General features: G+C 53.9%; 12 protein-coding genes. All 12 read right to left on the reverse strand.

Going from position 1 to position 15,141, the window contains the following annotated elements:
• Positions 1–48: 48 nt before the first annotated feature.
• Entirely contained in the window at positions 49–1,173 is a 1,125-nt protein-coding gene (locus P0119_04990; GenBank protein MDF0665418.1) for a hypothetical protein, read from the reverse strand.
• Positions 1,160–3,370 carry a M1 family aminopeptidase gene (locus P0119_04995; protein MDF0665419.1) on the reverse strand — a complete coding sequence of 737 codons (2,211 nt, stop codon included), beginning with the start codon at positions 3,368–3,370 and terminating at the stop codon, positions 1,160–1,162. The genes P0119_04990 and P0119_04995 overlap by 14 nt, the downstream gene beginning before the upstream one ends.
• A gap of 11 nt (positions 3,371–3,381) precedes the next feature.
• Positions 3,382–4,167 (reverse strand): response regulator, encoded by a 786-nt coding sequence (locus P0119_05000; GenBank protein ID MDF0665420.1) that lies wholly within the window; start codon positions 4,165–4,167, stop codon positions 3,382–3,384.
• A gap of 89 nt (positions 4,168–4,256) precedes the next feature.
• On the reverse strand, positions 4,257–5,192 hold the full coding sequence (gene ftsY, locus P0119_05005) for a signal recognition particle-docking protein FtsY (GenBank protein MDF0665421.1): 936 nt from the start codon (positions 5,190–5,192) through the stop codon (positions 4,257–4,259).
• Positions 5,193–5,194: 2 nt separating this feature from the next.
• Positions 5,195–5,689: an rRNA maturation RNase YbeY gene (gene ybeY, locus P0119_05010; protein MDF0665422.1), complete on the reverse strand. Its 495-nt coding sequence runs from the start codon at positions 5,687–5,689 to the stop codon at positions 5,195–5,197.
• Positions 5,689–6,756, reverse strand: a complete 1,068-nt coding sequence (locus P0119_05015) for a PhoH family protein (protein MDF0665423.1) — start codon at positions 6,754–6,756, stop codon at positions 5,689–5,691. Before P0119_05015 ends, ybeY begins: the two co-directional genes overlap by 1 nt.
• Before the next feature lie 91 nt (positions 6,757–6,847).
• Positions 6,848–7,912: an Ig domain-containing protein gene (locus P0119_05020; protein ID MDF0665424.1), complete on the reverse strand. Its 1,065-nt coding sequence runs from the start codon at positions 7,910–7,912 to the stop codon at positions 6,848–6,850.
• Positions 7,913–7,918: 6 nt separating this feature from the next.
• A complete protein-coding gene (locus P0119_05025) occupies positions 7,919–12,277 on the reverse strand; it encodes a PilC/PilY family type IV pilus protein (protein MDF0665425.1) in 4,359 nt (1,452 codons plus the stop codon).
• Between the two features lie 61 nt (positions 12,278–12,338).
• Positions 12,339–12,683 (reverse strand): hypothetical protein, encoded by a 345-nt coding sequence (locus tag P0119_05030; protein MDF0665426.1) that lies wholly within the window; start codon positions 12,681–12,683, stop codon positions 12,339–12,341.
• A 47-nt stretch (positions 12,684–12,730) separates the two neighbouring features.
• Positions 12,731–13,324, reverse strand: coding sequence for a hypothetical protein (locus P0119_05035; protein ID MDF0665427.1), 594 nt, complete (start codon positions 13,322–13,324; stop codon positions 12,731–12,733).
• A gap of 2 nt (positions 13,325–13,326) precedes the next feature.
• A complete protein-coding gene (locus P0119_05040; GenBank protein MDF0665428.1) occupies positions 13,327–14,595 on the reverse strand; it encodes a PilW family protein in 1,269 nt (422 codons plus the stop codon).
• A 33-nt stretch (positions 14,596–14,628) separates the two neighbouring features.
• A complete protein-coding gene (gene pilV, locus P0119_05045; GenBank protein ID MDF0665429.1) occupies positions 14,629–15,141 on the reverse strand; it encodes a type IV pilus modification protein PilV in 513 nt (170 codons plus the stop codon).

The raw sequence follows: 15,141 nt of genomic DNA on the forward strand, positions 1-15,141 counted from the left end.
TGGAGTTCCGGAGCTGACCACCAATCGTTCATCACCGATTACCGTGCCCTACGGCACCCAGTCAGCCAGGAACACGTTGAATTCTCCAGGCTCCTTTGCATTTCGATCCGATACCCAGACGAGACGCTTACCGTCCGGGGAAAACATGGGGAAGCTGTTAAAGTGTCCATCCATCGTGAGACGTTCCAATCCGGTTCCGTCATCACGCACGAGATACAGATGGAAACTGGGGCGTCCTCCGTCCCCTCTCGTTTCTATGTTGGAGGAGAAGATGATGCGTGTGCCGTCGGGATGAAAATACGGAGAAAAGTTCGACGCGCCGGTCGTTGTGACCTGTTTCTTGTTTGACCCATCGGCATTCATGACAAAAAGTTCAAGCTGACCAGGCTCGACCAGACGTTGTGCCAACAACTCCTTGTATTTGGCCACTTCGGATGGATCGGTCGGATGGGCCGCCCGATAGACGATTCTCTTGCTGTCCGGTGAAAAGAACGCTCCGCCGTCGTATCCGACATCGTCCGTCAGGCGACGCACGTTCGAGCCGTCCAGATTCATCCTGTACAGATCAAGATCCCCATCCTTCACGGATGTCCAGACAATGGTCTTCCCATCAGGCGAGATCGTCGCCTCCGCGTCATAGCCCGGCGACACCGTCAGCCTCCGCATGTCCTGTCCGTCGAGATTCGCAGAGTAGACATCGTAATCGTCGAGCGCCCATCGATAGGTGCCATCCCGTTTTGGTTTTGGCGGACAATCGGACCCGGCCGCCTGTGTGGAGGAGTAGAGCACCCGGCTGTCACCGGGAAAAAAATAGCCGCACGTCGTTGCGCCTTGTCCGGTACTCACCAAGCGCACGGTTCCGCTTTCCACATCCATCACATACATTTGATAGCAGCCCAGGCCTGACTCGGCCGGTTGGCCGGTGGAGGCCGACGAATCTTTCAGCCAGTTGTTCGTCGATTGCAAAATCAACTTGGTCCCGTTGAAGGAAAAATAGGCCTCCGCGTTCTGGCGACCAAAGGTCAGCTGACGGATATTGGCGAGATGCCGTTCCATAGAACGCGCCGACGCCTCTGTCTCCTGCGGCTGAACAGCTGCCAGGGCAAAGGGGGAAATACTCACCAAGGCACAGACCCCCCAGAGCCAAATTTCCGCGGTCTTACGGCCTTGCATCAATCCTGACCTCCTTCACATCCGACGTCCCCTGCCACACTTCGCGTTTCGTCACGGATCCGTCCTCAAAGACGACGATACTATGCCACCCATAATAAAACAGGAACCGCGAAACTTTTTCGACTGCGCCTGAAGTCACACCATACAGAACTGTGATGACGCTGTCCGGCACATTCGCCCGATGGCAAGACAAGAGCACGGCCATCTTCGGCCCATCATACCTCTGACCATCGATCTGGAAACCTCCCTCTCCGAGTACAACTCGGTCATCACATGATTCCCGCACCGCGGACTGAATAGCCTGTCGCTCGTCGGCTTCCGCCAATATCAGGATCGATCCATCGTGGGGGAGGGAATGCTCTTTGAGAGAGATCACCGTCGTTTTATGCGATCCCGTTTGTTCGTGATCAATGATACGAGACACAACCTGCTGCAACGGTGAAGCAGGGTCGGAAAACGCCCGCACCACTGTCCTCTGTTGATCCGTCACATAGCCGTTCAGCATGGGAGTCAGCTGACGTCTCGTCAGCCGACGAAAAGCCATCAGATCAGGATCAAGCTCCACCAGTAGCGGCTGATCGGGAAGGACGAATTCCTCAACGCTCGTTTGCGAGAGTCCAAGTACGATCGGCTTGATGGCCGTCGATTCTTTCATCATGATGCGGATGGGGATCGCCATCCGAAACGACTTCCCAGCCTGCTCCACCTGAACCGTCAATCGCCAAGCTGCTCTGCTATCCTCTCCTTTCACACGGCGGGCGTGGACATCGCCCAAGGATAATAGAGGGGCGCCTGGCTGTTCGACCCACTGCTCGAAAAACCATCGCAAATCCTGCCCGCTTTCTCGAGAAAAGACTTCTTCGATCGATTTCCAGTCCGCCGGCTGATTGCGATAGGCGCTGACGAAGGCCTTCAAGCCTCGCCAGAATGACTTGTCTCCGATTTCTTGGCGAAGGAGGTGAAACACGAAGGCCGATTTCTGATATCCGATGGCATTGTCCTTCTCGTCGTGTTTTCTGAGGAACTGCGCCACTGCATAATCTTCGTCCGGTTTCACATAGAGATTGTACCCTTGAAGCATCATTCGTCTTTGCTCAAAAGCCTGTCGGGTGTCCTGAACCAACTCGTGCCAATAGTAATTTGCCAGGTAGGTCGTCAATCCTTCGACCCAGTTGCCGTGATCATCGCGATTGAACACCGAATTGCCGATCCAGGAATGGACGATCTCATGACCCAACGCATAGGGTTGCACGTAGTGCCGCTTGATGCTCCCGCTACCGAGGAGAGTGAACGAAGGCAGACCAAGACCGCTCGGAAAAAAATTCTCGACTACCGCAAATTTCTCAAACGGATAGTCCCCCAATATCTTGACATACGCGTCGAGGTATCTTGCCGCCGCATCCAAATACTCATCGGCCAAACCGGCATTGTCGGGAAAGAAATAGGTCTGGAGCTCAACCCGTTGTCCTGTCGGACCTTTCCATTCTCTCAATTTGGCCACAAACTTATTGGCGACGAGGGTGAACGCTTCTGACCCGTCCTGAAGGACCCAGGTCGAGGAGACCTTTCCTGCATTCGTCGTCTCCGTTTCCTTCCGCCCCGATGCGATCGCGGTCCATTCCTGCGGAATCTGAGCAGTCACTCGATAGGTACTGAGTGAGCCGGCGACGTCGGGGTACCATAGGCTTTCACCGCTCAGGTACACGCCCTCCAAGCCGATGTGTCCCGCTGTTTCGCTGGGGGTGACGAACCGCAAGTGACGTGGTTCCTTAGGCGGCTCATTAATCTGGCCGCGATAGCGTATGACCAATATGACCCTCCGGCCACGCTCTGTTGGAAGGGAGACTGTGATGCGCTGAACCGTGGTCTCAGCAGGACGCAGGCTCGTGAATGGGACGACGCCGCCCCCGTTTCGTTGCCCGCCCGAGATCGGGTGCGTTCGCGAGGCGATGGACTCGACATGCAGCGTAGGCGCAAGTGTGAACGTGACCGACGTGACCTGTGGATCAACCTCCAGCTCGATCTGATCACTCGCCGTCAATTCGTGCGCAGCGGGATTCAGCTCGACAGAGAGGTCATGGTGAACGAGTGTGAAACTTTCATTGGATGGTGAGGCCAAAGCGTCCCGAATCGGGACGACGGAGATCACTAGAAGATTAATGAGACAAGATTGAAGAGCCAATTTCCCGATAGACATCAGGAAACTTTTTAACACTCGCGGCAGACGAGTACAAGCTGGATCGCGGTCAAGAGTCGTTCAAGGTCGACCGGTTTTATAAGAATCTCCTGAGGCCCTAGACTCCACGCTTCTTGAAGCAATTCCTCATTGTGACTTCCGGTCATGATGATGACACCACCCGAATAACCCTTGTCACGCAGAGCGCGAAGAACTTCGATCCCGGGCATTCCGGGCATGATCAGGTCGAGCACAATCGCATCGGGCGACATATCTTCGACTATCCGCAGAGCCTCATGACCATCTTTGACACCAACGACTCGATAACCGCGCAGACCGAGAAAACGAACCAAGAGGTCGCACAGGAGAGGTTCGTCATCGATTATCAAGACGGATTCATCGATCTGCTCGGTGACATTCCCGTTACCAAGGAAGGGCTGCGCGGTCGTTGGCGGCACAGGTAGCTTTGAGAGTCGGCTGACGGCTTCGACGAGGATGTCCAGCGACAATCCTTTTCTGATAAAATCCGTTGCTCGTAGAGCGCGTGCTTGATTCTCCTGAATTTCGGTTGCTCCTCCGCCCAGGATAATCACCGGCGCATGGGGGTCGATAGCCCGGATTTCCTTCAAAACAGTTAATCCGTCCATCTCGGGCATCCGAAGATCCAGCAGGGTGACTCGGGGATTGTGTGCACGAAAGAGATCAAGACCTTCTCGTCCACTGGTCGTCGAAATGACGTGGCATCCTTGGCGGGTAAATACACTTTGCAGTAGATCGCAATTCATCTGATCATCATCCACTATCAAGACTTTGATCATAGCTGCCAACCCTTCCTCAACCTGAAAACCCGCACTCTAGGAAAAAAGAATAGCACGAGACCGTGAACGATGCGAAGACAATGCGTGCTTTATGAGCGGGAAGTCGGCTGTCCGAACAGAGCCGCGACGAACGCCTCAGCATTGAAGTCCTGGAGGTCCTCGGCTCCTTCTCCCACACCGATGAGGCGTAAGGGAAGCTTCAATTCTTCGGCAATCGCGACGACGATACCCCCTCGTGCGGTCCCATCAAGCTTTGTCAGAGCAAGTCCAGTGATCCCCACTGCATCGTGAAATTGACGGGCCTGCGCCAGTGCGTTCTGTCCGACCGTGGCATCCAAGACCAGCAACACTTCATGTGGCGCACCGGGTAACTCCTGGGCGATCACCCGTTTGACTTTCCGCAGCTCGTCCATCAGATTAAACTTGGTGTGCAAGCGGCCCGCGGTATCGACTAGAACCATGTCCACCATCCTGGCTTTGGCTGCAACGATGCCGTCGAACGCCACGGCAGCCGGATCGGCGCCGTGCCGTTGACGAATCACTTCCGCTCCGATCCGATCCCCCCAAACTTGAAGTTGTTCAATGGCGGCTGCACGAAAGGTATCTCCTGCGACGAGAAGAGATCGTCGTCCAGCCTGACTCACTCGCTGTGCGATTTTGGCGATGGTGGTTGTTTTTCCTACGCCGTTGACTCCGACGACAAGGGCGACAAACGGTTTGGGGCTTTCATTGACCAGCTGATCGATTGTAGGGCCTGACACGGTTTGTAGAATACTATAGAGCGACCGACTTAAGACATTCTGAAGCCCTTCCGAAGTTTTTGCGTCCGCCCCGCGCGTCTCTTCCCGGACCCGCTGCATCAAACGATCGACAGCGCAGACGCCGAGGTCTGCAGCGAGCAAGGCCGCCTCCAGATCTTCAAGCAGTTCCTCGTCCGGTGTACGCCCGAGGAATTGATCCAGGGATTGCCGCACGACGTTGCGTGTTCTACCTAGCCCTTCGCTCAGCCGTTGAAACCATCCCATCGTCAACGACCTCTTGTTGCCCGTCCAGCGCGATAGATGACCATGCGAGGGACAGGAGAAATCAGATGAATCAGGGCTCGTTCTCGACGCGACATTCTAGCCGCTTCTCGTGGATTACCTTCATGATCGTACCCGCAGAGATGGAGCACTCCATGCACCAACAGCATGGCCAGCTCATTGTCGATCGATCGTCCGGCTTCTTTCGCTTGGCGAAAGGCGGTCGGTAACGAAATCACGACGTCACCAAGCATCTGGGTTGGAGGACCCGCACCTCGCGGCATAACGGCTTTGCGGATAGGGAAAGCCAATACATCAGTAGTTCGATCCTTCTTGCGGTATTCACGGTTCAGCCGTCGCATACGTCCGTCTCCAATCAATTCCAGACTCAGTTCCGATCGAGACTCTCCGACTGCCGATAAGACACGTTCAACTAGATAGGCCAGCGTTGTTTGTCGGACGACCGGCCGCGTGAGACGTACGCGAAGATAAACCGCCATCAATGAGAACTGCCGGATAGATCGGGCGGCGACGAGCCGGCAGCGGACGATTTGCGTGGGTTGGATGATGGGCGCTGGTGGGAGGCGACCTGCCCTCGAGCATGTCGAGAATCACTGCTATTGACGGGCTGATGACGATCATAGGCCTTGATAATCTCTTGAACCAGTCGATGTCGGACCACATCCTTTTCATCGAAGTACACGAACTCAATACCCTCAACCTCCCGGAGAACGTCTTTCACCTGAATGAGGCCGGACACTCGATCACTCGGTAAATCGACTTGCGTGATGTCGCCGGTAACGACAACCTTTGAATGGAACCCCAATCGGGTGAGAAACATTTTCATCTGTTCTGCGGTAGCATTTTGTGCTTCATCTAGAATGACAAAGGAATCATTGAGCGTCCTTCCGCGCATGAAAGCTAGGGGTGCAATTTCAATATCTCCCCGCTCGATCAAACGATTCGCTCGTTCCATGTCCATCATATCAAACAATGCGTCGTAGAGTGGCCGCAGGTAAGGATTCACTTTTTCGTATATGTCGCCGGGCAGAAAACCGAGTTTTTCCCCTGCCTCAACCGCCGGCCGAGCAAGAATGATCCGGCTTACCTCTTTGTTCATCAGGGCACTGACGGCCATCGCCATAGCTAGATAAGTTTTCCCCGTTCCGGCCGGTCCGATGGCGATCACAATATCATGCCCCTCAATCGCTTCGATGTAGGACTTCTGTGTGGGCGACTTGGGACCAACGAACCGTTTTTTTGTGACGATCATTGCCGACTCGCCGAGCAGGTTCATGAGCGAAGCTTCGGGAGCTCGGCGCAATGCGCTGAGCGCATGGGTTATATCTTCAGCTTGGAGTGATATCCCTTGGTTGGTCAGGGAGGCAAGTTCGACGAGGATGCGTTCTGCCTGACGGACAGCCTCGGGAAGACCGTCCAACGTAAGCTCTTCCCCACGCGCAGAGAGCCGGACTCCGAACTCGTCCTCGATCAACTTGAGATGCCGGTCATGATGACCGAACAGAATAGCGGTATTGGTGCCTTCTCGTAGCTTGAGCTTACGCACGAGTGTAGGGTGCTCTCCCTCCTATATCATGAAGAGATTGTAACAGACTAGAAAAAGCAGACACAAGCGGAGACAACATTCGGAGGAGATTTCAGGTTCCTGACGGCTTAGCGGGACCTGAGCTGGTCAAAGTCAAATCGAATTCCTGTGTGGCCATACCGCCATGCACGTCTTTGGCCGTTACTTTGACATGGAAGATTCCTTCTTGATCGGACGGGATCTGCCATAGAATATGGCCGGATGTTTCATTGATGCTCATTCCGATTGGAGCGGCCTCTAGATAATAAATCACCCGGTCGCCATCCGCATCCATAGCTTTCACAGTGTAGTCGAAATGGCCTTGAGAGTCTGAGATGGGAGGAGTGGAGACGATCCTCGGAGCACTATTCCCCAAAACGAGTGGTTCAGACTTCGACGAATTGCCCGTAACGGCGGGATCATGTCCTGTCACCTCAACCATAATTTTATCGTGAACCACAAATCCAGCCGTATTGAGAAAGGATTCTTCTCCTTCCTTAATCACGATTTCATTACGATACCATTTGTAGGTCAAATCAACCCGATCATGGTCTGGGTCGCTTGCCTCAACCTGGGCTTCAAGTTTCTCCCCACTTCGTGCAGCCTGAGGCGTCAGGGAAACAGCCGTTACTTTCGGTGAAGTATTCCCAACGACAGCAACTTTTGTGCGGTAGGATTGGCCGTTGTTGGTACCGTCTGAGGGGACAATTTCCACAAAAACTGACTGCCCGCGTCTTAACACTTCAGCCGGCAAGGTAGCATGGGTTTGTCCGGCAAGAGGGGTGTTATCCACGTACCACTGATATAAGAATGACACCGCCTCTCGCTCAGGATCTTGTGCATCGACCTGAACACCTACAGGCCCGGTCAGCTGGATAGGTTCGATAAGGATCTTCGCAGAAGTAATGGTTGGAGGCTGGTTCCCCTTAGCCGAAGTTGATCCATTGGCCGCACCCGGAGAAGAAGCGGTACATGACGTGCTGAAGACTACTGCCCACATACTCAAAGACAGGAGTGAATACCGAGTAACGTTCATAGATGACGTGTGCACATCGGTCGCTATCGATTCGTTGCACTCACGGAAGTCATGGCGAGAATGTTCCACGCCCATGACCTGTTTAAACAACATTCCCATCATGGCATCCTAGTCCCGTTGATGGACCCAGCTGACAAACCTACTATACATGTCGCCTTTGCCAGTATTCGTGCATATGGTGCTGCTGTTACTCATCTGCGAACATACCTTCGCTCCTGGGCCGGTTCCTCCGCCTCCGCCCCCTTCGTAGCCGAAGTGGACTGACAAGGCAGAGGCCATACCAACTCCAAGCGAGACTTTCGTCGTCACATTGGTATTGCTACCAAAAGTCGAAGTTCCAATAACCGGTGACGTGGAGGCAGTTCCAGTCTTGTAGAAGAGAGCATAGAGATAGCTGGCTCCATCCGAGGCGCAGAAATCGGATGTCGGAGTGAAGGTTGGGAAAAAGACCGTCCCTCCAAACAAAGCCGGAATCACGACAGACCGTTCAGCTGAGTAGTTCGTGACGATGCTTCCATTCGTAATACTGACCGGACCTGGCAAGGTGACGCGCCAACCATCTTTCGAGGCCACCAAGCCGACCATTGAGGTCGTTCCCGTTCCATTGAACGTTGTGACACCAGGATTGGTCGGATCAGTCACTTGATTGGTGGAGCCGCTGCAAACGATGCAGACTACCGCGTTCGTTGCATCGACAAGATCATTCGTCCAACAACTGAGCTGGTTGGACTGTGTGCAGAATCCGTTCACCACCTTGTCTTTCATGCCGTACAAACGCTGGATAGCGTTATCCACCTTGTCGGAATTCCCGATATATCGTCCCGTCCCAAAGAAGACCCACACTTGGTTGCTGTCATCGATCGTCCAGGTCGGAGCAGCGGTCACAGGGCCTATAGGAACCGTTCCAAGTAGAGGGTCGTTGAAGGTATCGATCATTTCGGTCGGTACGCGAGTGCCTCCGTTTGGGATGCCCCAGCTGATCGGCAAACAGGGAGCTGCAGTACAGCCCATCGTGAGGCGATACATTTTCCCTCTCCAAGGCAGAGATCCATCGTGCAAGGTTCGTCCCGCATACACAACGTCCGTCCTGAAATCGAGATCCTTATCGGCCGAGATCAGGCCAGTCATGAAGGATCGGAGAGTCCCTACAGGCATACGGGTTACATTGATGTTGCCTATGCCAGGTCCCGCAGCCAGATCCACCGTGTAGAGAGCAGCGGTCTGGGTCGGCGGGGTTGGAAGGTCTCCTTGATAACTATTAGGACCAGACCCGAACACGACATACCACTTCTCATTGACCTTGCTCGTTATGGCATCACCTGTCGGATTCGTCCGCACGACGGTCGGAGTGCTAGTTGTCAGACCGAGGTCAATATCGGAGAAGGTCCATAAGAGTTTCGGATCGACTTCGGGGTTGGTGATGTCGAGGACAAAAAACGCGCTATAGAACGTACGAGGGACACCACTGATAGTGGCAGTCGTGGGAGGTGCACCAGACCCCACGGCACATCTTCCGCAACTCCCACCCATGCGGAACCCACCGATCAGAATCGTGCCCCATCCTCCGGGGTGATCGGCATCCGGCGTGAAGATACGGACATCTGCCACAGTCGGCTTGAGATCGACGTAATAGACGTGTGTATAGTCAGTCTTTGCCAACCATTGCAATTGAGGAAGCAATTGCATCGGAACAAATCCCCACAGCTCGGCTCCCAGACTTGGCCCGCTTGAATTATCAGTAGGATTCTTGGTAAACCACCCATGCTCGACGGTTCCGGGAGTCGCAGGGTCATCGCCCCTGTGATAGAACCCGCCGTTGAAGGCGTGGAGCATCCCATCATTCGCTCCCAGGTACATCACCTGGCGTCTGCTACGATACTGCACGTAGTAGGCATTGTAGTCTTTATCGCCATATACCAGATCAAATCGAGCCCTCGGCGCGGCAACAATCGTCGGCGTGGAGTGAATCGCGTCACCGAGTTTCCAAACCTTGAACGTTCCGCTACCGAGCGGAGACTCGATCATCCTGGTGCGCAACCCTGCCACTTCATCGCCACGGATGAAGTTGATGAGATTCATAGCATTACTGCCACCGGAACAAACATCGCCCGGGTAGCGAAGATAGTCCCTCAAGGCGTTACAGTTCATCGTACTGAAATCGACCTGCTCAGTAGGATCCACGAGGCCATTACTATTTGAATCAACCCATGTGAGAATCTTGCGCGATGCGGAGGGGGTGTTGGCGAGTTCCGCACCTGCCTCCCAGATCGGCTTGATGTTCTTCAGGTCATCGCCCAGGATGGTCGGCGTGGGATTATCAGCAACACCGTCGCCGTCGAGGTCGAGGTACTTATCCACGAGCACTTTTCTATAGGTTGAGCTAAGCGGATTATTATCGTACCTCGTCGTAATGATGAGGTCGTTTTTGTAATCGAGGACGCCATCCTTTACGGTATCTTCTCTGAAGTTGCCGAACCCATCGACGAACAGGCCATGAGCATAGCCCGTCCACTTGACGTTCGCTCCACCCTGTCCGATGTCGCTAGTGAAGAAATAGGCCTGGTAGATCGACCCTTCACCCGTCGATGATGACGACAACACGGAGACCGACGTGCCTGAGGCACTCTTTCTCAAGATGGCTGTGATCGTTGCCATCAGCCGATCTTGAAGATCGTTGACGTTCGAAGACTCGAAATAGTTGTCCGGAATTCCATCGGCTCCAGGTGCGCCTGTTGCATTGATGACCTTGTCCCATTCCGAAACCAAGTCTGGAAGATTGTTGCTGTTGCTGTCCTCAAATCCACCGAGCTGAGCCGCGTGCATCAAAATTTCACGGCCTGCAATATTTCCGAAGGCAAAGAAGGTATAGACCGTCACATTTTGGAATCCCTGCAAGCAATGGCCACTGACGTTCAATACAGGGATCAAGCCATCGGCTGTTCCATTGCAAGGCCGAAGGTCATTGGTATGCGCCCAATAGGCCACGTCATCAAGATAGTGATTTCCGCTGTCGGCATAATCGGTCTTATGCTCACCTAACAGAAATGGTGCCGCGGTTGACGGATGGGCGTTACAAGTCGTGTCGATAGGAGCCGTGGGACTGCTCGTATCTGCATTCGTGCAGTGGACTCCATGTTGACCATGGGCATAGTCCCGTATCCCAACCGGTATATTGGTGTCCTGAGTAGGCGCCCCATCAGTGACTAGAATGATGAAGGTCTTGCAACAGGCCACTTGTGTAGAAGTTGATGCCCACGCCGGCGTGTGGTTACTCCCAAAGAAATAAGGATCTCGCCCACAGGCATTCGCGATATAACCAGGAGGGCAGACTTCCGTTCCTGTCAATGCCGAGATTTCTGAACCTCCGATCGAGCCGACTCCATTGGCTTGAAACGACACTCCGTTGGAATTTCCTCCTGAAAAGGCGATGGGATAGACATACGACCCGGCCAAGTACGTAGAATTGATTTGAGCCACATAGCGAATCGTTTCATACAACGACTCGGAAAGCGGGGTCCAGGTGGAGGGGAACGACTCCTGAACCGCATCAACCATGGCAGCTAGGTTGGTGTTGAACGTCTCTACTCCAGAACCTGAAAAGTCGATCGACTGGCGGGACCCCACACCCACCAACATACGGGCGCCGTCACCAGTCGGTTTAAATTCAAACAGGCCGAATCGGGCAGAGGCCCCGATTTGTTGGATGACCCCTGTCGGCTCGGTGCCATATCCGATTTTTAGCCAATATTTTCCTTGACTGTAGCCATCTCCGCAATTGCTGTCGAAAGTACTGTCATTATCAACACAAAAGTAGGCGGGACCTGTGCCTATATAGAGTGTTCCTGGAGTACCGCTGGTATCTGCCGTAGGAATTCTTCCGGCATAGGTATTGGCTCCGGATCCGGCATTATAATTCACGAGAGCAAGCTCGACATTCACTCCATTTGCCTGTGCCCGGACAGTCTTCAACGCCGGAGTTCCATTCGTAGGGCAGGTTCCATCCGCCGCCCGAGGCACGAAACAGTCACCGCCGATCATCGCTTTTTTCATCGCGTCGAATCGCCGAAACGTCGCCCAATTCAAGAAATTCCCATCCCACTCTGTGTTGCCGCAAGCTGCTGCGAGTGTCGCTTTGACCGTCGCTGGCTCGAACCGTGCGTCGGCACCCGAGTCATAGGTGTAACAGCGCAACGTATCGAAATAGCCTGACCAACTGGTCGCGTTGTTGAAGTCCAGATCAATTGGATCCCTACAGTCCCCATCATCGTTGTTATCGCATGCGAGTCCACTCATACTGCCGGAGTTATCAAGCAATAAAACGATGTTGGGCGCAACCTGGTCGCTGACGAAGGGGGGCACGGCATAGTATTGATCCATCGTCTGGGCTTCACCCACCCCAGACTGCACAAGACAACCGATCAGCATCAGTATGGCGGTTCCACGAAGTGCAACGTTCTCACTATTCATGGCACCCTCCCTCTTCTCCAACATCATCATGGATCTCTCGCAAGTGAGTTCCGCCGGAAGACTATTCCGGCAAAAATAGAATCATCCGATCAATCTTGTCTTTCGAATCCTTTTGGAGATGGAACTTCACTTCAATGTCCATTCTGAGATAACTGGCGTTCAACTCGTCGCCGTGGCGATCCAGCAGAACCGCATCAGGGGCTAAGCTATAAGTCCTGTGGTCGATCTGAAAAGTGGTTTCATCGATACCCGTGATCATCCCGCTCTGATATCCGACCGTCATCATCGGAGGCTGTTGATCCGCACAAGTCGTCCCGGGAGCAAGCCCAACCATCGCCACAATTCCGAAGGCCACTGCATACGCTACCTTCCTATTCCAAGCGTTCTTTCGATTTAGCTTCGTCATGACGCCCGGTCTCCTCTTTTCTAGCGAGTCTTGCTCATGGATACGGCCTATAAGAAGCGTTGCAGACAACTATCACCGCTCTTGAGGCATTGATACACGGCTATGACGCGGCTCGTCGCGCCAGTCGCGGCATTCACAGCCCGACAGTCTATCCGGTAAACCATGTCCATCGCGGGAGTTTGTTCATCAGTTGATCCACCAGCACGCTGCTTCCCAAACTGTAGGTCGATGTCACCGCTCACATCATAATTGTTGACATTCATGACAATGTTCGGAGCAGCACCAACTCCCCAAGCCACGTCCGGACTGTTACGAATAAAATTGATCTCTTGCCCTAAAATGGCCGCGTTGGCGGCAGGAACCGGTCCGTTGGGAGCGATCAACCAGGGCATGACCTGTCCATCGTCGATTGAATCTTTGATAACCTTGACACTCATCCCTACGCATGATTCAGCCGCGTCAGTCCCCTCTTCCACCATGCGCATGGCCCCGGCCGTCGAATTTTCCAGACCGGTCATCGTCAATGCTGCAACACCCAGCGCTCCGGCCATGAGCATGATCATCATGACCGTCAGGAATGACACCCCTCGTTCATCAACCGCTCTCTGCCTCAGCCTCTCCAATCTGCTACATGACTTCATCGTTAGTACCTCTGGTTTCTGAGCTCGACTGTCCTGGTCAGGATTCGTCTCCTAAACTGTAGATATGCTTGTTGCTGAGCAGGTGTGCTGTTATCGCCGAGGGCAAACACCCCATTCGCATGATTATGATCGCTGATCGTGAGTATCGTATTGGTGTTTTGGACAAGTGTTGATATTCCTTCGCCCGTTCCTTGATCGGTCCTGGTTTGTCTCGCCACGATGCTGACCTGAGCCATGCGTATTTTGTTCGTTGTCATCTTGCTGCCAGGGGGCTGAAGGAACCAGTTGACGCCGGTGATACCGGCCATAAAATCTCCCTGATCGAATGAGTTGGACCCGTTCATGTCATCGATGGTACCGTCCGGCTCTCCTCCGTTAATGTTGGCGTTACAACCGTCGCAGGCATAGGCCAGCTGGAGGTCTTCTACCCCATCCATAATCGGCACACAGGGATGAGGAAGGGGAGGACTTGGATTTGGGTTAGCACAATTGGGTGGAGTCCCAGGAAGCGGGACACCCGGTGCTACTCCGCGGACCAGGCAAGGCGCATTACCCTGACAGAGATTGAGAGGATCCGGTGGAGGAATCACTTGGTAAGTGATGCATTGGAGCAAATAGACTTGTGTGCCGTGGCCAAATGTCGATGGAGCTGGTATGGCTGGGTTCAGGTTCAAGCTTGAAGGGGTTCCTCCGGCGGCGATTCGTGATCCTGCAACACCTCCAATGGTTACCGCCATCCCAGGCAACACAGAGGCTCCGCCTGGAATCACCGCTCCCATGCCATTGACCGCATTGTTCATCAAAGGGAGCGTGGCAATCGATTGATTCGGACCGCCAATCGTCCCTGGTACAGCCGGGATGTTCAACTGCCACAGCGCCCCGACCGCGGCAATCGAATTCGTCATCGGCACAACCATTGAGATTGAATCTGGCCCAAGATCGGGGCCGCCAGGAGTATTATCAGCTGGAATCAACGCCGCAGGCATTCCATTCACGACGCAATTGCCCACCCCTCCAAGTACCGCCCCTCCCACCAGCCCCTGCATGCCGAAACCTGCGAGCTTCAAGTCCGCCGTGATCATATCGAGGCCGGTTCTCGCTGTCGCCTGAGTATTCACCACTTGATTGGTCATTCTGGTGGTCTTTTGGGTGACCGTGAGGGCCCCTAAGCCCGCCGCTATGATCGCTGTGGTCATCATGGTAGCAACCATAATCTCAGTGAGGGTAAATCCCCGCTGGGTAAATATGATTGGATTGTGAGATGCGATCATGAATCCACCTATCTTGTCCTTTGGCTGTTCATGTCATTCAGCAACAAGAGTCGTCTGCAAGCGAACCATTCTGAGCCGTTGGCCTGCGCCTCGATCATTCCACTGTACCTGTACAACCACTTGCCTCGCCCCTAGTGATGGATTGGCCGGAACGCCGTTAGTAACCTGAACCAGTCCTTGTACATTGACCAGATTGGATGCTTGAACCAAGTTCAACCATTGCGTACAGTCACCTTGAATCACTCGAACAACGTTGAGGGAAGCGAGCGTGGTCACGCCGGTGGGCGGCGGAGCAGGAAGGGCTGCACAATTCCCTGGACCTAGTGCCTGGAGATTGTGGTATCCCCAGGCGTACTGCCGATTGGCCTGAATGCGTTCCATCATGTCCGACGCGATGTTCGTAACAATCGACAGGTCGTTCGCATCAACATTCTTGGTAAAGGCCATGCCTTGCATCGCCGCCATCCCCATTACGCCAACTCCGAGAATGGCGGCCGAGACCAAGACTTCCACGAGAGTAAAGCCTTTCTCACTCTGGGCATTCAT

It is taken from the genome of Nitrospira sp. (assembly GCA_029194665.1).
GTDB lineage: Bacteria > Nitrospirota > Nitrospiria > Nitrospirales > Nitrospiraceae > Nitrospira_D.

Bases quoted from the DNA above. Each gene is read 5' to 3' on its own strand.
- P0119_04990 (MDF0665418.1), bottom strand. From the start codon at position 1,173: ATGCAAGGCCGTAAGACCGCGGAAATTTGGCTCTGGGGGGTCTGTGCC.
- P0119_04995 (MDF0665419.1), bottom strand. From the start codon at position 3,370: ATGTCTATCGGGAAATTGGCTCTTCAATCTTGTCTCATTAATCTTCTA.
- P0119_05000 (MDF0665420.1), bottom strand. From the start codon at position 4,167: ATGATCAAAGTCTTGATAGTGGATGATGATCAGATGAATTGCGATCTA.
- ftsY (MDF0665421.1), bottom strand. From the start codon at position 5,192: ATGGGATGGTTTCAACGGCTGAGCGAAGGGCTAGGTAGAACACGCAAC.
- ybeY (MDF0665422.1), bottom strand. From the start codon at position 5,689: ATGGCGGTTTATCTTCGCGTACGTCTCACGCGGCCGGTCGTCCGACAA.
- P0119_05020 (MDF0665424.1), bottom strand. From the start codon at position 7,912: ATGATGGGAATGTTGTTTAAACAGGTCATGGGCGTGGAACATTCTCGC.
- P0119_05025 (MDF0665425.1), bottom strand. From the start codon at position 12,277: ATGAATAGTGAGAACGTTGCACTTCGTGGAACCGCCATACTGATGCTG.
- P0119_05030 (MDF0665426.1), bottom strand. From the start codon at position 12,683: ATGACGAAGCTAAATCGAAAGAACGCTTGGAATAGGAAGGTAGCGTAT.
- P0119_05035 (MDF0665427.1), bottom strand. From the start codon at position 13,324: ATGAAGTCATGTAGCAGATTGGAGAGGCTGAGGCAGAGAGCGGTTGAT.
- P0119_05040 (MDF0665428.1), bottom strand. From the start codon at position 14,595: ATGATCGCATCTCACAATCCAATCATATTTACCCAGCGGGGATTTACC.
- pilV (MDF0665429.1), bottom strand. From the start codon at position 15,141: ATGAATGCCCAGAGTGAGAAAGGCTTTACTCTCGTGGAAGTCTTGGTC.